The organism is Vibrio hannami (assembly GCF_029589055.1).
Taxonomy (GTDB): domain Bacteria; phylum Pseudomonadota; class Gammaproteobacteria; order Enterobacterales; family Vibrionaceae; genus Vibrio; species Vibrio hannami.
Map to the genome: position 1 here is coordinate 264,756 of NZ_JARQZP010000006.1, position 17,569 is coordinate 282,324.

At 44.8% G+C, this 17,569-nt stretch carries 14 protein-coding genes and 2 pseudogenes; 9 read left to right on the forward strand and 7 right to left on the reverse strand.

Annotated elements, in window-relative coordinates; genetic code table 11:
* Nucleotides 1-49 precede the first annotated feature (49 nt).
* Both bioH and P7F88_RS12515 read left to right on the forward strand, forming a co-directional pair.
* A complete protein-coding gene (bioH, locus tag P7F88_RS12510) occupies nt 50-817 on the forward strand; it encodes a pimeloyl-ACP methyl ester esterase BioH (RefSeq protein ID WP_277825173.1) in 768 nt (255 codons plus the stop codon).
* A 133-nt stretch (nt 818-950) separates the two neighbouring features.
* Entirely contained in the window at nt 951-1,421 is a 471-nt protein-coding gene (locus P7F88_RS12515) for an ATP-dependent Lon protease (protein WP_277825175.1), read from the forward strand.
* Nucleotides 1,422-1,548: 127 nt separating this feature from the next.
* On the opposite strand, the pseudogene P7F88_RS12520 reads toward P7F88_RS12515, so the two are convergent.
* Nucleotides 1,549-3,908: pseudogene (locus tag P7F88_RS12520) on the reverse strand (Tex family protein).
* A 206-nt stretch (nt 3,909-4,114) separates the two neighbouring features.
* Between P7F88_RS12520 and P7F88_RS12525 the strand changes: the two are divergent.
* The 4 genes from P7F88_RS12525 to P7F88_RS12540 all read left to right on the forward strand — a co-directional run bounded on the left by P7F88_RS12525 (nt 4,115) and on the right by P7F88_RS12540 (nt 7,912).
* Nucleotides 4,115-5,989 (forward strand): ATP-dependent zinc protease family protein, encoded by a 1,875-nt coding sequence (locus P7F88_RS12525; RefSeq protein ID WP_277825177.1) that lies wholly within the window; start codon nt 4,115-4,117, stop codon nt 5,987-5,989.
* Nucleotides 5,990-5,993: 4 nt separating this feature from the next.
* Nucleotides 5,994-6,560 (forward strand): sigma-70 family RNA polymerase sigma factor, encoded by a 567-nt coding sequence (locus P7F88_RS12530; protein ID WP_277825179.1) that lies wholly within the window; start codon nt 5,994-5,996, stop codon nt 6,558-6,560.
* Nucleotides 6,561-6,644: 84 nt separating this feature from the next.
* Nucleotides 6,645-7,640, forward strand: coding sequence for a permease (locus P7F88_RS12535; protein ID WP_277825182.1), 996 nt, complete (start codon nt 6,645-6,647; stop codon nt 7,638-7,640).
* A 38-nt stretch (nt 7,641-7,678) separates the two neighbouring features.
* Nucleotides 7,679-7,912 (forward strand): thioredoxin family protein, encoded by a 234-nt coding sequence (locus P7F88_RS12540; protein ID WP_277825184.1) that lies wholly within the window; start codon nt 7,679-7,681, stop codon nt 7,910-7,912.
* 15 nt (nt 7,913-7,927) lie between these two features.
* Here the strand turns inward: P7F88_RS12540 and greB are convergent.
* Nucleotides 7,928-8,412 (reverse strand): annotated as a pseudogene (gene greB / locus P7F88_RS12545) (transcription elongation factor GreB).
* Nucleotides 8,413-8,562: 150 nt separating this feature from the next.
* On the opposite strand from greB, the gene ompR reads away from it, so the two are divergent.
* Nucleotides 8,563-9,282, forward strand: coding sequence for an osmolarity response regulator transcription factor OmpR (gene ompR, locus P7F88_RS12550; protein ID WP_277825186.1), 720 nt, complete (start codon nt 8,563-8,565; stop codon nt 9,280-9,282).
* 71 nt (nt 9,283-9,353) lie between these two features.
* Complete coding sequence (gene envZ, locus P7F88_RS12555) at nt 9,354-10,682, forward strand: two-component system sensor histidine kinase EnvZ (RefSeq protein ID WP_277825188.1); 1,329 nt, start codon at nt 9,354-9,356, stop codon at nt 10,680-10,682.
* Here envZ and recG read toward each other — a convergent pair.
* From recG to gmk, 5 genes are all read right to left on the reverse strand, one after another.
* Nucleotides 10,672-12,750 carry an ATP-dependent DNA helicase RecG gene (gene recG / locus P7F88_RS12560; protein WP_277825190.1) on the reverse strand — a complete coding sequence of 693 codons (2,079 nt, stop codon included), beginning with the start codon at nt 12,748-12,750 and terminating at the stop codon, nt 10,672-10,674. The two genes, envZ and recG, sit on opposite strands and share 11 nt — an antisense overlap.
* Nucleotides 12,751-12,842: 92 nt before the next feature.
* Nucleotides 12,843-13,529 carry a tRNA (guanosine(18)-2'-O)-methyltransferase TrmH gene (trmH, locus tag P7F88_RS12565; protein ID WP_277825192.1) on the reverse strand — a complete coding sequence of 229 codons (687 nt, stop codon included), beginning with the start codon at nt 13,527-13,529 and terminating at the stop codon, nt 12,843-12,845.
* Between the two features lie 78 nt (nt 13,530-13,607).
* On the reverse strand, nt 13,608-15,728 hold the full coding sequence (gene spoT / locus P7F88_RS12570; protein ID WP_277825194.1) for a bifunctional GTP diphosphokinase/guanosine-3',5'-bis pyrophosphate 3'-pyrophosphohydrolase: 2,121 nt from the start codon (nt 15,726-15,728) through the stop codon (nt 13,608-13,610).
* Between the two features lie 39 nt (nt 15,729-15,767).
* Nucleotides 15,768-16,040: a DNA-directed RNA polymerase subunit omega gene (gene rpoZ, locus P7F88_RS12575; RefSeq protein WP_047049053.1), complete on the reverse strand. Its 273-nt coding sequence runs from the start codon at nt 16,038-16,040 to the stop codon at nt 15,768-15,770.
* 95 nt (nt 16,041-16,135) lie between these two features.
* On the reverse strand, nt 16,136-16,756 hold the full coding sequence (gene gmk, locus P7F88_RS12580) for a guanylate kinase (RefSeq protein ID WP_277825196.1): 621 nt from the start codon (nt 16,754-16,756) through the stop codon (nt 16,136-16,138).
* A 263-nt stretch (nt 16,757-17,019) separates the two neighbouring features.
* Between gmk and P7F88_RS12585 the strand changes: the two genes are divergently transcribed.
* Nucleotides 17,020-17,568, forward strand: coding sequence for an ECF-type riboflavin transporter substrate-binding protein (locus tag P7F88_RS12585; RefSeq protein WP_277825198.1), 549 nt, complete (start codon nt 17,020-17,022; stop codon nt 17,566-17,568).
* Nucleotide 17,569 lies beyond the last annotated feature (1 nt).

Below are 17,569 nucleotides of genomic sequence, written 5' to 3' on the forward strand. Positions count from 1 at the left end.
TAGATAGTGTCATAACCACAGAATGGTTTTAGTGGGAGAAACAGAGAGAATGAGCGCAACTTTATACTGGCAAGTTCAGGGAGAAGGAGAAGATGTAGTCCTGGTACACGGTTGGGGAATGAATGGAGCCGTTTGGCAACAAACAGCAGAAGCGTTATCGCAGAGCTTCAGAGTTCATATTGTCGATCTCCCGGGTTATGGCAACAGCGCTCAGTTACACGCAGAAGATTTGAATGAGATTTCGAACCTGGTTCTCGAAAATGCACCGGAAAAAGCAATCTGGATCGGCTGGTCTTTAGGTGGCCTAGTTGCTACCCACATTGCCTTGAATCATCCTGGGCGGGTCAAAAAACTTATTACTGTAGCCAGTTCACCAAAGTTCGCCGCAGAGAAACCCTGGAAGGGCATTCAGCCAAAAGTGTTGTCTGCGTTTACACAACAACTTGTTGAGGACTTTCAGGTGACAATTGAGCGTTTTATGGCGCTTCAGGCGATGGGCAGTCCAACTGCAAGGCAAGATGTCAAAGCGCTGAAAAAAGCAGTGTTATCGAGGCCATCTCCTAATCCGGACTCGTTATTGGTTGGTTTGGGGCTTCTGGCAGATGTTGATTTTCGGACGGAGCTCAAAAATTTGACGATGCCATTTTATCGACTTTACGGTCGTCTTGATGGCCTTGTTCCAGTGAAAGTTGCTGAAGATGTGCAGGAATACACGGTTGATTCAGAGTATTTCACTTTTTCTTCCTCATCTCACGCGCCATTTATGACAGAGCATGACGAGTTTTGTTCTAAAATTAATCAAATTATTGGTAAATAATTGAGCGAATTGGCCGATAAGTAGTCTAACCAGGCAGGAACGATATTATTAGTTGGGAATGCTTTTCTGGTGAGTATTGCTTTATCACAGTCACAAGCTGATATCGCAATGCGGGAGTAGAAGGAGGTTTGTCATGATTGTGTCGCCGACCAACGTGAGCGTGCCACTGATTGCCCCTTCGGTCAATGTTCAGACGGAACAAGCTGCCCGGGAGAATAAAGTCCGGGAACCTGTAACTCCTCCGGTTGAACTGGCGAAAACCAATGCTGAAAGACGAGTGAAGGCAGAAGATAAACGCCGAAAACGTCCAGCGTGGGAACCGTCTGACCACCCTGAATATGATTTGGACAATGAGGCAAGTGCGTCGACAGCACAAAGTGAAGAACCACAAGATACGTTAGCCAGACTGTTTAGGTTAATTGCATTGCAAACCTATTCAGAAAAGCAGGGTATGGGATACACGATTCGCTTTCGTCTGCCAAAGAAGCTTCTCCAGGCCGCGATTGTTCAGGGAAAAATGGAGCAACGCCGTACAGTGATCAAGTATCACTATGGTCATGCTGTTGCACCTAACTCACCTTCAGAGGTAATAGCGGTGCTGTAAGAAAAGGTAACAGGTAAAAGGGCGGACTTCGCCCTTACAGGTAACAGGTAGTAAATTGACTCTGCATTAAGAGCATTCAAACTTCCTGTAACCTGTAACCTGTAACCTGTAACCTGTAACCTGTAACCTACTTCTTCGCTTTTGCAAATGCTGCAGCAAAAGCACCACCCATCGCACTATTTTCAGGTTGATTGTTTCCTGACTGATTACCACGAGAATTATTTCGTTGGTGGTTTGTTCTCTGCGACTGCGTTCCCCGGTTAGAAGATGCTCCTTTAGAACGGTTATCCTGCCCGGGTTCATCGTTAAGTCGCATAGAAAGTGAAATGCGCTTGCGTTGCACATCTACTTCCATCACTTTTACTTTTACGATATCGCCGGCTTTAACGACTTCTCGTGGATCTGAAACAAATTTATCTGTCAGGGCGGAAATATGAACAAGGCCATCCTGATGAACACCAATATCTACAAATGCACCGAAGTTAGCAACGTTTGAAACTACGCCTTCCAGTACCATTCCTGGCTCCAGATCAGAAACTTCATTGATGCCTTCAGCAAATGTCGCGGTCTTAAACTCAGGTCGCGGGTCTCGGCCAGGTTTATCCAGCTCTTTGATGATGTCAGTTACCGTCGGAACACCAAAGGTGTCATTTGTATAGTCTGATGCTTTTAGCTTTTTCAGAAATTCGCTGTCACCAATAATTGCTTTGGTGTCTTTGCTGTTCTTTTCTGAAATAGCCTTAACGACAGGGTAGGCTTCAGGGTGAACGGCTGATGCATCCAGCGGATTTTTGCCGTCCATAATTCTAAGGAAGCCTGCACACTGCTCGAACGCTTTCGGCCCAAGGCGGGCTACTTTCTTAAGTGTGGTTCTTGCTTCAAATCGGCCATTTTCATCGCGGTAATCAACAATATTCTGCGCGATGGTCGCAGATAAACCTGCGACACGTGTCAGTAGTGCAGGAGAGGCGGTATTAACGTCAACACCTACGGCGTTTACACAGTCTTCTACAACAGCATCAAGGCGTTTAGCAAGCAGGCTCTGGCTTACATCATGTTGGTACTGGCCAACACCAATGGACTTAGGATCAATTTTAACCAGCTCTGCCAGTGGGTCCTGAAGTCGTCGGGCAATAGACACCGCACCACGAAGCGATACATCCATCCCAGGGAACTCTTTAGCCGCCAGTTCTGAAGCTGAATAGACAGATGCACCCGCTTCACTGACGATAATAGTTTGTACGCTCAGGTTTGCTTTCTTCAGCGTTTGTGCCACGAAGGCATCGGTTTCGCGTGAAGCGGTGCCGTTACCGATAGCTATCAGATCAACATTGTGTCTGCGGATCAGTTGCTCTACTACCTGTGCAGATTTCTCTATCTGCTTTTGTGGCGGGTTAGGATAGATGGTATCCGTCGCCAGCACCTTACCTGTGGAGTCGACAACGGCGATTTTAGACCCAGTTCTCAAGCCCGGATCCAGGCCCAGTGTCGCACGAGGGCCTGCTGGAGCTGCCATCAGCAGGTCCTTTAGGTTGGTTGCAAATACTTCGATAGCATCAACTTCAGCACGCTCTTTCATTGCCGCCATAAGCTCGGTTTCCATATGCATAGAAACCTTGATTCGCCATGCCCAGCTGATGACCTGTTTACGCCACCCATCTGCCGGAGCTTCACTCAGATGGATGTTGTAGTGATTGGCGATAATGGTTTCGCAGTATGAGCTTCGAGCCGCCTCTTCCTGATCCGGATCTGCATTCATTGTTAGTTGCAGGAAGCCTTCATTTCGACCACGAAGCATTGCCAGAGCACGATGAGATGGTGCTTTGCTTATTGGTTCGTCGTGTTCAAAGTAATCTTTAAACTTCTCTCCGTCCCGCTCTTTACCAGAAATTACCCGTGAGCTGATCTGAGCCTGTCGCGTAAGATGTTGACGAATTTTTTCCAGCAGATCCGCGTCTTCTGCAATGCGCTCCATTACGATTGCGCGTGCACCATCTAGTGCCGCTTTGTTATCTGCAATACCTTTGTCTGCATTGATGTAATTTGACGCTTCACTTTCAGGATCAGTTTCAGGAGTGCCCCAAAGCGTGTCAGCTAATGGCTCTAGTCCTGCCTCTATAGCGATCTGGCCTTTTGTTCTTCTTTTGGCTTGTATGGCAGATATAGATCTTCAAGACGAGTTTTGCTGTCAGCATCGTTGATGGCTTTCTCTAAATCACTCGTCAGTTTTCCTTGATCAGAAATCGATTTCAGGATGGACTGGCGTCGGTCATTTAGTTCTCGAAGGTATGACAGGCGGGTATCAAGGGTTCGTAACTGACCATCGTCCAGTGCGCCGGTTACCTCTTTACGGTAACGGGCAATAAATGGGATGGTGCTTCCTTCATCGATCAGTTTTACGGTTGCAGTAACCTGATCGACCCTTACATTCAGTTCCTGTGCGATTTGGTTACAGATACTGAGTTGAGCTGAGTTTAGTTTGCTCATCTTAAATCTCTTTAAAAAATGTTCTATTCAGAGCTATAAATGGGGATAAATATCGAATTTTCTAGGTCACTTATAAAGAATGACACAGTGTTTGCTTTTTTATGCTCGGGTATAAACTAGAATCAAAAAGGCATACTATATTTGGCTAGAAGATAAAGTGATATCAATATATTAGATATCGCGATCACTTTGATACAGGGATAAGAATGAAAAAGATACCTCTTGCACTTAGTTTAATCGCATCCAGTATTCTGCCTTTCGCTATTCAGGCGGAAGATACAATAAAATACACTACGCAGAATCCGGCTTATCACCTGGAAGACAAAACGGTGCTTGGGCGTCTGGAGCAGATCTACTTCACCAGTAACCCGGAATATGCCCATATTCCTTTTGATGCAAAAATAGACACTGGTGCTGATACTACATCCATGCATGCGAAGAACATTCACCTGCATAGCCTTAATCCAAAATATTCCGGTAAGGTTGATACAGAACTGCTTAAAGAGGTGGTAGAGGAGTACGGTGGAACAAAGAGTAATCGCTGGAGAGATGAATACAACAATGAAGAGAATCAAATCATGGTTTCGTTTGATATTCGTAACCATGATACAGGTGACCTTCTTTCTCTAGAGATGCCCCTTTCTCGTATCAGTGTTGTAAAAAGCCGCACCAGTGAAGAACCTCTGTATCGGCCGGTAGTAAAAACCAAAATGAAGATTGGGGATATTGAAGTTGAATCGGAAACCAGCTTAACAAACCGAGAAAACTTCAGTACACCAGTGTTAATTGGCAAAACCTTTCTGAAAGATAATGCCTGGGTGTTTGCGGGATACGATTATTTGCAAGAGCAGCCGAAAGCACAGGTAATAGGACGCTCAGAAACCATGTTAGTTGATGAGCTTCCAATGGATGTTAGCTTCTCACTAACCAGTAAGTACTCGGTTATGCATGCGACTGATATAAAAGTAAACGAGTCTAAGCATGAGGTCAGTTTTACCACTACTGACAAAGAGGGAAATGCTAAGGATATGACCTTACCGCTGGCTGGCTATGTTTCTTTCGGAAAAACAAAAAGGCCGGAAGTTTATATACAGGCTAAAGGCAAAGAAAGCTTTGATAAAAAATTACTGGTTTATCTAAAGGACCGCTCGAAAAATTCCACTCAATTAAGATTGGGTAAAGAGGTTCTGAGTAAGCACTTTGTGATTAGCGCAAATGAGAAAAATCTGTTGGATAAACCAGCCGAGTTATTTAAAGACCGAGTAGCTAAAAAGCGCCCGCTTGTGGTTTCTCCGGAAGAACTAATCTCTGTTGATGGTATAAAAATCGAAGCTAAGCCTGATTTTGGTGTGCAAACTCCGGTGTTAAAAGTGTCTGGTTTTGAAATAACCAGTGCCGATAAAGGCGAGCAGGTGACCTATTATCTGACAGGTGAAAATGGCCGGTCGAAGAAGTACATAAAACCAATCATCAAAAAGATTCGTGTTGGGAAATCTGTACGGCCGGTAGTTGAGGTTAAGCTTGAAGCAGGTGGTAGCTTTGCTGACTATGACGTTGCCCTTGAAGCGTTTAATAAAGGTGAAGAACCGATACCAGAACTACTTATCGGAAGAAAAGCATCTAAAAATGGAGTGCTGGTTAACACCAGAGCTGAATTGCTATTGCAATCTCACGATCTTGTAAAAGCTGGCTATATTGAGAAAGCTATTGTTGAGGGTTTGATCTTCCCGGTTAAGCTGGATACTGGTGCTGATGTCAGCTCGATAAATGCACAAAACATCGAACTGTTTAAGGAAGATGGGAAGGATATGGTACGTTTTGTGTATGAAAATAGTCAGGGGCAAAAGAAAGAGTTTACCCGCGAAGTTGTTCGCATGATGACCATTAAAGCGAAGCAAGGTGAAAAACCAAACCATAGGCCTGTTGTTAAGATGGATGTGCAGATCGGGGATATCAGGGAAACGGTAAAAGTTAACTTACAAGATCGTTCTCGCTTTGAATACAGCATGATTTTGGGTGAGAACTTTCTTCGGCATGGGGTTGTGGTAAGTAGCGATACTACTTTTATGCTTGGGAAGTAAGATAATGAGTAATTCGGAATTTCTAGTCCAGGAAGGTGCTTTTCCATGTGCGATGCGCGCATGGAGTCAGCATGAGCAGATACTGCTTCAATGGCTATTAAAAGAGACGCACGATAAAGAACTGTCTCAGGATCTGTTGCAGGAAGTCTTTATTAAGGTGATGCAGCAAAGAGAGCAGTTTTGCAGTGTAGACAATACCAAAGCCTGGCTATTCCGAGTTGCACAAAATCTACTTATTGATCAGATAAGAAAAGACCGTTATCAGCCAATGGATGATAATGCGGAAAGGCCTGAAGAAGAGGAACATTACGATGCAATCGACCTTCTGGCCTTAAGCTGCTTACCAAGGTCTTTGTCCGAACTCGACCAGGCCAGCCGGGAAGTTATTACAGCCTGTGACCTTCAGGGGATGAATCAACAAGACTACGCTATTCAACATGGACTCACCTTACCTGCGGTAAAATCCCGCCTGCGCAGAGCAAGAGAAAAACTAAAGCAGCAAATTGAAGCTTCATGCAATGTGAAGCTGGATGACAATCAAAATATTTGCTGCTTCACAACCAGAACATAACTTTTTAAAATTTTTTGAGGATCCTTTTTAAGGGTAATACGTCTATGTAGCAGTTAGACAATTTATTACGCTTAAAGGATTCTTATGTTTCAGGTTTTTAGCGATTTTGCCTCCTGGTTGATTTACAGCCTGATAGGGCTTTCTCCAGATACCAGGCTCGGTGAATCGCTCCATTTCTTTGTTGAAGATACCACCAAAATTTTTGCGCTACTGGTTGTGATGATTTATGTCATTGCGCTACTTCGCGCTTCATTAAATGTCGAAAAAGTCAGAGATTATTTGGCAGGGAAACACCGCTTCTTCGGGTATGGGATGGGAGCTGTTTTCGGGGCAATTACCCCTTTCTGTTCTTGCTCTAGTATTCCCGTTTTTCTTGGCTTCACATCAGCAGGTATACCGCTTGGTATCACCATGGCTTTTCTTATCACCTCACCTTTAATAAACGAAGTCGCAGTGCTGCTGCTAGTTGGGCTACTGGGCTGGAAATTTACAGCTATGTATATCCTTATCGGTATCGCTGTCGGTATTTTAGGTGGGATGTTTCTTGATGCGATTGGAGCCGAGCGTTGGTTGCAGTCGTTTGCCGCAGATGCTTTGAAAAAAGGTAGAGAGAACCAGGAAGGCTTAGTTACAGAGCCGGAAGAAGAGCAGAAGCTGACTCTCAAAGAGAGGCATGAATTTGCCAAGGATGAGACCACAGAGATCTTTGGACGTGTCTGGAAATGGGTATTTATTGGTGTGGGGCTTGGGGCGGCACTGCACGGTTTTGTTCCAGATGGTTGGATAGAGGCTCACCTTGGTGATCGCCAGTGGTGGTCGGTTCCAGCTGCTGTTTTTCTTGGAATTCCGCTCTATTCGAATGCAACAGGCGTTATCCCTGTAATGGAAAGCTTAATTGTGAATGGATTACCAATTGGTACCACATTGGCGTTTTGCATGAGTACGGTAGCAGCGAGTTTCCCAGAGTTTATTCTTCTTAAACAAGTGATGCAGTGGAAACTGTTGGCAACGTTATTTGTAGTCCTTCTGACCGCATTCACACTGGTCGGCTGGTTCTTTAACTATGTTCCTCTGATGTAAATACATCCCTTTAATTTAAACAAAAATAGGAAAACTAAATGAAAACAGTAAAAGTATTAGGTTCAGGTTGTAAAAACTGTCAGGTCACGGCTGCTTTAATTGAAAAAGCAGCGAGTACTTCAGGTGTTGAGATTGAGCTGATAAAGGTAACTCAGCCACAAGATATTATGGCTTACAATGTGATGAAAACACCCGCTGTAGTTATTGACGAGCAGGTGGTTCATAAAGGAAGTGTGCCGAAAGAAGCCGAGGTTGCAAGTTGGTTTAATTAATCAGAGTTTGCGCCATTATTGAGAAAGAGGTTTATAGTTAATCTGATTTACAAACCATTCTTTCTCTCCTTCCGGTGTACGTACAATAAACTCCTCGTCCACCTCTTTTTTTAGAAGAGCTCTGGCCATAGGAGAATCAATGGAGATGTATCCCTTGGCATCTCCATAGATTTCATCCGGCCCCACGATCCGGAAAGAGAGTAAGTCACCGGCTTCATTTTCTATCTCAACCCAGGCACCAAAGAAAACCTTCCCTTCTTGTTGAGGTGAGTAATCAACAACGTTTACCTGCTCCAGTCTTTTTCTTAGATAGCGCACCCGGCGATCAATTTCACGTAATCTTTTTTTATTATACTGGTAGTCTGCGTTTTCACTTCTGTCACCCAAACTTGCTGCCCAGGTCACTTTTTTGTAACTTCTGGTCTCTCTTCTTTCCAGAGAAAATTAAGTTCTGTTTTTAATTTTTCGTATCCCTCACGGGTAATTAAATTTGTTTTCATAATAAGTTACAGAAAGTTATATTTATATTATTGTCTTGAGCATATGAAAGTGTAATAAACATTAACAATTCTTTGCACAAAAATTGCGCTAGCAATGATACAGTTTCCTATGCTTATAAAAAGTAAATAGTTACTGACGGATGTAAAATAATGCAAGAGAATTATAAAATTTTGGTTGTCGATGACGATGCACGATTGCGTTCCTTATTAGAGCGCTATCTTTCTGAACAAGGTTTTCAAGTTCGAAGTGTTGCCAATAGTGAACAGATGGATCGATTACTTACCAGGGAAAACTTCCACTTAATGGTTTTGGATCTTATGTTACCCGGAGAGGATGGATTGTCCATTTGTCGTCGTCTTCGTAGTGCCGAAAATATGATTCCAATCCTGATGTTAACAGCAAAAGGTGATGAGGTAGACAGAATCGTTGGCCTTGAAGTCGGCGCAGATGATTATCTTCCTAAACCTTTTAACCCCAGAGAGCTTCTTGCTCGAATTAAAGCAGTATTAAGACGACAGGTTATTGAGGCTCCTGGAGCCCCAAGTGCTGAAGAGTCTGTAGTTGAGTTTGGCGAGTTTCGCTTAAACCTTGGTACTCGTGAGATGTTCCAGGGAGAAGAAGCGCTGGCACTTACTTCTGGAGAGTTTGCCGTGCTTAAAGCTCTGGTTACCAATGCCAGAGAGCCAATGTCTCGCGATAAGCTGATGAACATGGCTCGTGGACGTGAATACTCTGCAATGGAGCGCTCAATAGACGTTCAAATCTCGCGACTACGTAGAATGCTTGAAGAAGATCCTAGTAAGCCAAGATATATTCAGACTGTCTGGGGACTGGGTTACGTCTTTGTTCCGGATGGCAAAGAGGTTTAATTTTTCAACCTATTCCCCTACTTAACGTGGGGGAATAGAATAGATATCCCTTCATAAATTCAGAGGCGTCTATGCGAATTCGCAGCTCTCGTACTCAGGCTCTTTTGCTCTTTGCTACTGTGTTGATTGGTAGTCAGGTATTTTCATATTACGCGGTATTTAATTACGCTCTTCTCCCTAGTTTGCAACAGTTTAATAAAATTCTCGCTTACGAAGTTAACCTGATGCTGGATCAGGATGTTGAGTTGGAAGATGGAACTATTCATCTTGAAGATGACGTTCGGAACAGATTGCTAGAAAAGCTGGGTGTTACTCTCCATTTACTGGATGACCCGCAAGTTGAAGAATTTAAAAACGCTTCTGTTATGGAGTTTTTAAGCGAAGATATCAGTGATGAGCTTGGGACTCAGGCAGAAGTCCGGTTGTTGCTTGGTGCTGAGAGCTACATACTCTGGATTCGTATTGAGGAGCTTCCTACTTACCTGCTCAGAATCCCTTTGTCTGAGTTGCAGGAAGAAGATTTTATTCCGCTATTTCGCAATAGCCTGATTATGGCCCTGTTGATAATTGTGGGAGGTTGGGTATTTATCCGTATCCACAACCGCCCGTTGATGGCACTGGAAAAGGCTGCGCTAAAAGTTGGTCATGGTGAAATACCTCCGCCATTAAAGGTACAGGGTTCAACTGAAATTAAAGCGGTGACTCAGGCATTCAATCAGATGTCTAAGGGGATTCAGAGGTTAGAAGAAGACCGCTCGTTGTTAATGGCGGGCATCAGCCATGACTTAAGAACACCACTGACACGAATCCGATTGGCGACCGAGATGATGTCGTCGGAAGATAGCTATCTGGCCGAGAGCATGATTGAGGATACAGAAGAGTGTAACGAGATTATTAGCCAGTTTATGGACTATCTGAAGCCTGTAAAGCGTGAAAGCTTTGAAGAGGTAAGCTTGAATGCTTTAGCGACCAGTCTTGCTAACGCGGAGTCGACGACGGATCTGGATATCGACTTACAAATAGATAGTAATTTAAAGGATGTTCACGGCAACCCAATAGCCATTAAGCGTTCTATAAGCAACCTTATTGTGAACGCAAGGCGATATGGTAATGGCTGGATAAAAATGTCTACTGGTATGACTGCTGATCAGCAGATGTCGTGGGTTTGTATTGAAGACAATGGTCCTGGTATAGAAGAAAGTCAGCTTGGAAAGCTGTTCGAACCCTTTACTCGTGGAGATACCGCGCGAGGGAGTGAAGGAACAGGACTTGGGCTAGCTATCGTTCAGAGAATTGTTGGCCAACACGGTGGTACTATTGCTGTGAACAACCGTTTAGAAGGCGGACTCAAGGTGCAACTTAGTTTTCCAGTTGTAGCAAAAATAAAAACTAAGCATTAGAGTAGATATCACGATTCTCAAGCCATCGGTTAATGATGGCTTGAGCGTTTTTAGGGTAGTTATCGTGAATATAACGGGCGATTCGTTGCACTTCAGGGATCATCCGTTGATCGCGTATTAAGTCTGCAATCTTAAATTCTGCCACGCCAGTCTGTTTTGTTCCGAGTAACTCACCTGGCCCTCTTATCTCTAGGTCCCTTTGTGCGATGACAAAGCCATCATTGCTTTCTCTGAGTACACCTAAGCGCTTTTGAGCCGTTTTTGATAAAGGTGCATGGTAGAGAAGTACACAATGGCTAGCGACTGAGCCACGGCCAACCCGTCCTCTTAACTGATGTAACTGAGCCAGACCAAGGCGTTCTGGGTTTTCTATGATCATCAGGCTGGCGTTAGGCACATCAACACCCACCTCAATAACGGTGGTAGCAACAAGAAGGTGCAGTTCATTGTTCTTGAATTGCTGCATGATATCTTGTTTTTCGGCTGGCTTCATTCGTCCGTGAACCAGTCCGATTTTAAGGTCAGGTAGCTGTCTTTGCAGTTCTTCTGCAGTATCTGCGGCAGCCTGTGCTTCCAGTACCTCAGATTCATCAATAAGTGTACAAACCCAATAAGCTTGCTTGCCTTCATTCAGACAAGCATTCCTCACCCTGTCGACAATATCGTTTCGTTTGGTATCCGGAATTGCCACCGTGGTTATTGGTGTTCTTCCTGGTGGCAGTTCGTCAATAATGGAAGTCTCCAGATCCGCATATGCGGTCATTGCCAGTGTTCTCGGAATTGGCGTTGCTGTCATTATTAGCTGGTGTGGAAAAGCTCCTTGCGCTTCGCCTTTTTCTCTCAGTTTGAGGCGCTGGTGGACACCGAACCTATGCTGCTCATCGATAATAACCAGTGAAAGGTGGCTAAATTGCACATGCTCCTGAAAAAGCGCGTGAGTACCCACTACCATCTGAGCTTCACCACTGGCAATACGTGCTAGCTCTGTCTCTTTGGCTTTGCCTTTCAACTTGCCAGCAAGCCATCCGACTTTGATACCCATAGGCTCAAGCCAGTTAGCAAAGTTGATAGCGTGCTGCTCCGCAAGGAGCTCAGTCGGTGCCATAAGGGCAACCTGATGGCCATTCTCAATTGCTCGTACTGCGGCGAGTACAGCAACCAGTGTTTTACCTGAGCTAACATCCCCTTGTACCAGACGCATCATAGGGTGTGGTTTTGATAAATCGTCTTCTATCTCTTTAACCACCCTCGATTGCGCACCAGTAGGAGAAAAAGGGAGCTGTGCTAATAGTTGAGATTTGAGCTTATTGGCTGGTTTTAATGGCAGCGCTGCATCCTGCTGCCCCTTACTGCGAACTGCCAACATAGAGAGGTTCTGAGCAAGTAACTCTTCCAGAATCAAACGTTTTTGAGCCGGGTGTTTACCTTCATCAAACTCTTCAATGTTAATATCTGGTGGCGGCCTGTGAATGGTATGAAGAGCCAGCTCCATGGTGATTTGATGGTCGTATAAACCATCCGGTAGCAACTCTTCAATCGCCGACTTATCCAATAACTCCAGAGCTTGTTCGGTAAGGTTTCTCAGTGTTACCTGTCGAAGCCCCTCTGTTGTTGGGTAGACAGGAGTGAGGTTGTTTTCAGTATCTGGTTTTTGCGCGGGAGAGAAGAATTTGAAATCAGGGTGAACGATTTCTAATCCATAGCTTCCACGTTTTATCTCACCATAAGCGTGTACCAGCTTACCTTCGGCAAAATTGTTTTTCATCCCGGCCGTAAAGTTAAAAAAGCGAAGCGTAATTGTGCCATTGCCGTCGCTAATTTTGACCGTCAGCATTTTGCGTCTGCCAAAGATGGTATCGCAGCTCATTACCTTGCCTTGCACCGCTCCCCACAAGCCAGGATGAAGGCTTGCTATTGGGTAAACACGGGTTCTGTCTTCGTAACGAAGGGGAAGGTGAAACAGAAGATCCTGAATGGTAGACAAGCCGATCTTAGCCAGTTTTTCTGCGACTTTCGCGCCAACACCAGAAAGTGAAGTAATAGGAACAGCAGAAAGTAACTGGGACATAAGCAAATCTCAGGAATTGAATGTAATCAGCTACATTCAATCATTTTACTGTCTTTTTGTACAGTGGGATTTTGTAACCCGTAACCCGTAACCTATTTCCTCTGCATCTCAGCCCACCATGCGTCGTCTGCGACAATCTGGCCTTCATCATCCAGAGGTGGGTAAGGGAGGTTTTTACGCTTGGCTACTTTGGCCAGAACCGGGTGACCACGTTCAAACAGGGTTCTGTGAATCACTTCTTCTGGAAGGGCTGAGGTTTCGCGATCGTACATACCAGCAAGCTCTCGCTGACGCTGGGCTTCGAACAGTATTAGAGCGCTCGCCACTGAAACATTCAGAGACTGAACCATGCCAACCATAGGAATGATGATGTCTTGATCCGCCAACTCAAGCGCCTGTTTTGTGATACCGTGCTTCTCACCACCAAGAATAATGGCAGTTGGTTTGGTGTAATCGATCTGACGAAAGTCCACCGCGGAATCAGACAGATTGGTCGCCAGAACCTGCATTCCCTTACCTTTTAATGTGCTGATAGCATCGCTAACAGAATCATGGGTATCCACTTCAACCCAGTTTCGTGCTCCGGCAGAAGTGTGGCTCAGAGTGCGCATTTTTTCATCTGGCCAGACGGCATGAATCTTATGTAGACCTACAGCATCAGCAGTTCTTATCACGGCAGACACGTTGTTAGGCTTATGTACCTCTTCCAGACACAGAGTGAGATCTGGCTGACGGGCTTTTAGTACAGTTTGGATACGGTTGTAGCGTTCAAGATTCATTGGATGTTGCTCTGGAGATAAGTTGCTTTGTAGATAAAGAAACGCCTTCTGAAGAGTCTCAGAAGGCGTGAATGGTTACTATGGTCTGCGTCGACGTACTTTCAGTGCGTTAGGCATAACACGGATTTTCTTCATAATACCCGCGAGGTGCACACGATCTTTTGTCGTCAGTGCAAGTGTGATGGTATACAGGCGACCATCTTTTTCCTCAGTGGAAATACCGTGAATATTAGAGCCTGTCCGGGAGATAACGTTGGTTAACTCCGCAAGGGCACCTTGTCGGTTATGCATATCGACCTGAAGTTCGGAGATAAACTCTTGCTCATGTTCATCTTCCCACTCAACGCCCATATACTTATCAGGTTCTTTCTGATAACCACGGATGTTTGAACACACCTCACGGTGAACCACAAGTCCACGACCTGGTGAAACGTGCGCAATGATATGATCCCCAGGGATAGGATGACAACATTTGGCGTAGTTAAGAAGAATACCGTCAGCGCCCTTGATAGATAGCTTTTTGCTAGACTTCGATGGAACTGAGCTGGTTTCAGTTAGCTCATCCGCATCACCAAGCAGCCTACGTGCAATAACAATACTCATCAGCTCACCAAGACCAATAGCTGCAAGCAGGTCATCAACTGATTCTATTTTCAGCTCGTTAAGCACATGTTCAACGTTTTCTGGGTAAATTGTATCGATAGAGTGACGGCCAAGGGCGTGGTTCAGCAGTCGGCGGCCAAGTGCCACCGACTCTTCACGGCGCATGGTTTTAAGAACCTGACGAATCTTAGTACGAGCTCGGGAGGTAACCACATAGTTCAGCCAGGCCGCATTCGGGCGCGCACCTGGTGCACTGATGATCTCGATGGTCTGGCCATTTTTCAGAGACTTACTTAACGGATAAGGCTGGCGATCAACTCGCGCACCAACGCAGGTATTACCAACATCGGTATGAACCGCGTAAGCAAAGTCTACAGCGGTAGCACCTGCCGGAAGTTCAACAATTCGGCCTTTCGGGGTAAATACGAAGATTTCATCCGGGAACAGGTCAGACTTAACGTTTTCGATAAATTCGAATGAGTTACCTGCACTCTGCTGAAGTTCAACAAGGCTTTGCATCCAACGCTGTGCTTTAACCTGTGCCGTGGTGCCTTTTCTGTCGCCACCTGCTTTATATGACCAGTGTGCCGCGACACCTTTGTCCGCCATCTGATCCATATCTTCTGTGCGGATCTGAACTTCTACCGGTACACCATGAGGGCCAACCATAGAAGTGTGCAGTGACTGGTAGCCGTTAGCTTTAGGTACTGCGATATAGTCCTTCATGCGACCCGGACGAGGTTTATACAGGTTGTGAACCTGACCAAGTACGCGATAGCAAGTATCTGCATCATCAACAATGACACGGAAAGCGTAGATATCCATGATGGTATGGAATCTCTGCTCTTTGGTTTTCATCTTGTTGTAGATGGAGAACAGGTTTTTTTCTCTGCCAATAACTCGGGCCTTAAGACCAACTTCTTCAAGGCGACCTTCTAATTCAGTGTGGATACGCTGAATCATCTCTTTACGGTTGCCGCGTGCTGCTCTTACTACCTCTTTCAATACCTTGTATCGATTTGGGTACAAAGCTTCAAAACCCAGCTCTTCCAGTTCGGTTTTAATATTGTGAATACCTAAGCGGTGCGCCAGTGGAGAGTAGATTTCCAGCGTTTCTCGAGCGATTCTTCGGCGTTTATCCGGGCGGAGAGCACCAAGTGTACGCATGTTATGCGTTCGGTCAGAGAGTTTGATCAGAATAACGCGAATATCCTGAACCATCGCAAGAACCATCTTGCGGAAGTTCTCTGCCTGAGCTTCTTTTCTGTCGCGGAATTTCAGCTTATCCAGCTTAGAAACACCATCCACTAGCTCGGCGACGGTATCGCCAAACTGTTCTGCAAGTTCTTCTTTAGATACTTCCGTATCTTCAATAACGTCGTGCAGAATTGCAGCCATCAGCGTTTCATGATCCAGACGCATTTCTGCAAGGATTCGAGCTACGGCTACAGGGTGAATGATATAAGGTTCGCCACTCGAACGAGTTTGACCCTCGTGAGCGTCTTTTGCTACCACATAAGATTGACGCAGAGCCTCTAATTGAGGCTCTGTTAGGTATTCCTGGGCAACGTCTTTGAGACTATCGAATAGATACAAATTATAGGCCCGAAAGGTTTCGTAAATTCAAATACAGAATTAACGGTTGTGAGCGATACTGCTCACTGCTGCTAGTTCTGCTGCTTCCTGCTCTTGTTGCTCCTGACGCTCACGTGCATCAAGAACTTCCTTAGTGATCAAACCTTCTTCGATCTCACGAAGAGCGATAACCGTTGGCTTATCGTTCTCTTCAGGCACTAGTGAATCTTTACCGCCAGTTTGCATCTGACGTGCGCGGCGAGCCGCAATAAGAACTAGGTCGAAGCGGTTGCCAACTTTTTCAACTGCGTCTTGTACAGTTACGCGTGCCATGAGGACTCCCAATAGTTACTAAAAATTAATATGACGAGAAATTATACACTCTATAGCTTAGCAATCACAAGGTGTTACTAATCATAGAAGGCTTATTAGCCTAATAGTGCAGTTAACATGCCGCTGTATTTAGCTGCTTGTTTATCTTGTTTCAGACGCTCAGCACGAAGGATTGCTTTAAAGTCCATCAGTGAAACATCGAAATCGTCGTTTACGATAACATAGTCGTATTCATCGTAATGCGACATTTCTGATTTTGCTTCACTCATGCGTTTTGCAATCACGGCTTCGCTGTCCTGACCACGGGTTGTAAGCCTGCGTTCCAGCTCACCATTTGATGGTGGAAGAATAAACACGCTTTTTGCCAGTGGCATTTGTTCGCGGATTTGACGAGCGCCTTGCCAGTCAATATCCAGAAAAACGTCGATACCTTTGTTCAACGTTTCTTCAATCCATACACGGGAAGTACCATAGTAGTTACCAAATACTTCTGCATATTCAAGGAATTCGCCTTTTTCGATCAGCTCTTCAAAATGCTCTTTCTGAACAAAGTGGTAGTGAACGCCATCTTCTTCACCAGGGCGCATACCACGAGTGGTGTGTGAAACCGATACTTTCATTGCGTATGTTGGATTTTTTTCCAGCAATGCGTTGATCAAGCTAGATTTTCCTGCGCCACTAGGTGCAGACACGATGTAAAGAGTACCTTTAACCATCTCGTTTATTCCACTTTAGTTTGGAGTTTTAAAGAGTTTACTGGTATCCGGAACAAGAAACCAGCGTAGAAAAATGGAGGCGAAGGGTAGCACAATACATAGGTGATACTCAATATTGATGGGGATTGTTTGTATCACTTAGAAGTAAAAATAAAACAGCCATCTAGACGTATGTATTCCTAAATTATTTCCGGTACGTTATACTTCGGCTTAACTTATCGCTTTATGAAATAACTTAATCTTTTAGCTAAAAAGGACTTTTTATGAATTTCACAGCAAAAACCGTTGTGGTGATAGCAATTGGCGCCGCTCTATACGGTATTGGTGGTCTTCCTATGTTTGGAATTCCTGTATTTGCAAACACAACGCTAAAACCGGCGATGGCTATCCTTGCACTTTTCTCTGTTCTTTATGGGCCTGTTGTCGGATTTTTGGTTGGTTTTATTGGCCATTGGGTAACTGATCTGTTTGCTGGCTGGGGTGTATGGTTTACCTGGGTTCTTGGTTCCGGAATCGTTGGTTTAGTGATCGGTTTATTCCCAGCACTTACTAAAGGAAGAATTTCTCAGGGACTGTTTGAAACAAAAGATTTTGTGACGTTTATAGTTTTAACCGTAGTTGGTAACGTTGTGGGCTATGGCTGCTCTGCCTTCCTGGACACCATTCTTTACGCTGAACCGTTCGCTAAGGTTTTCACTCAGCTAATAATCATTGCCGCAGGTAACACCGTTCTAATCGCAATTGTAGGATTCTTCATCCTTAAGTCTGTTGCGAAGAGAAACCAACAAAGCCTTAACCTTAAAGAAGAATAAT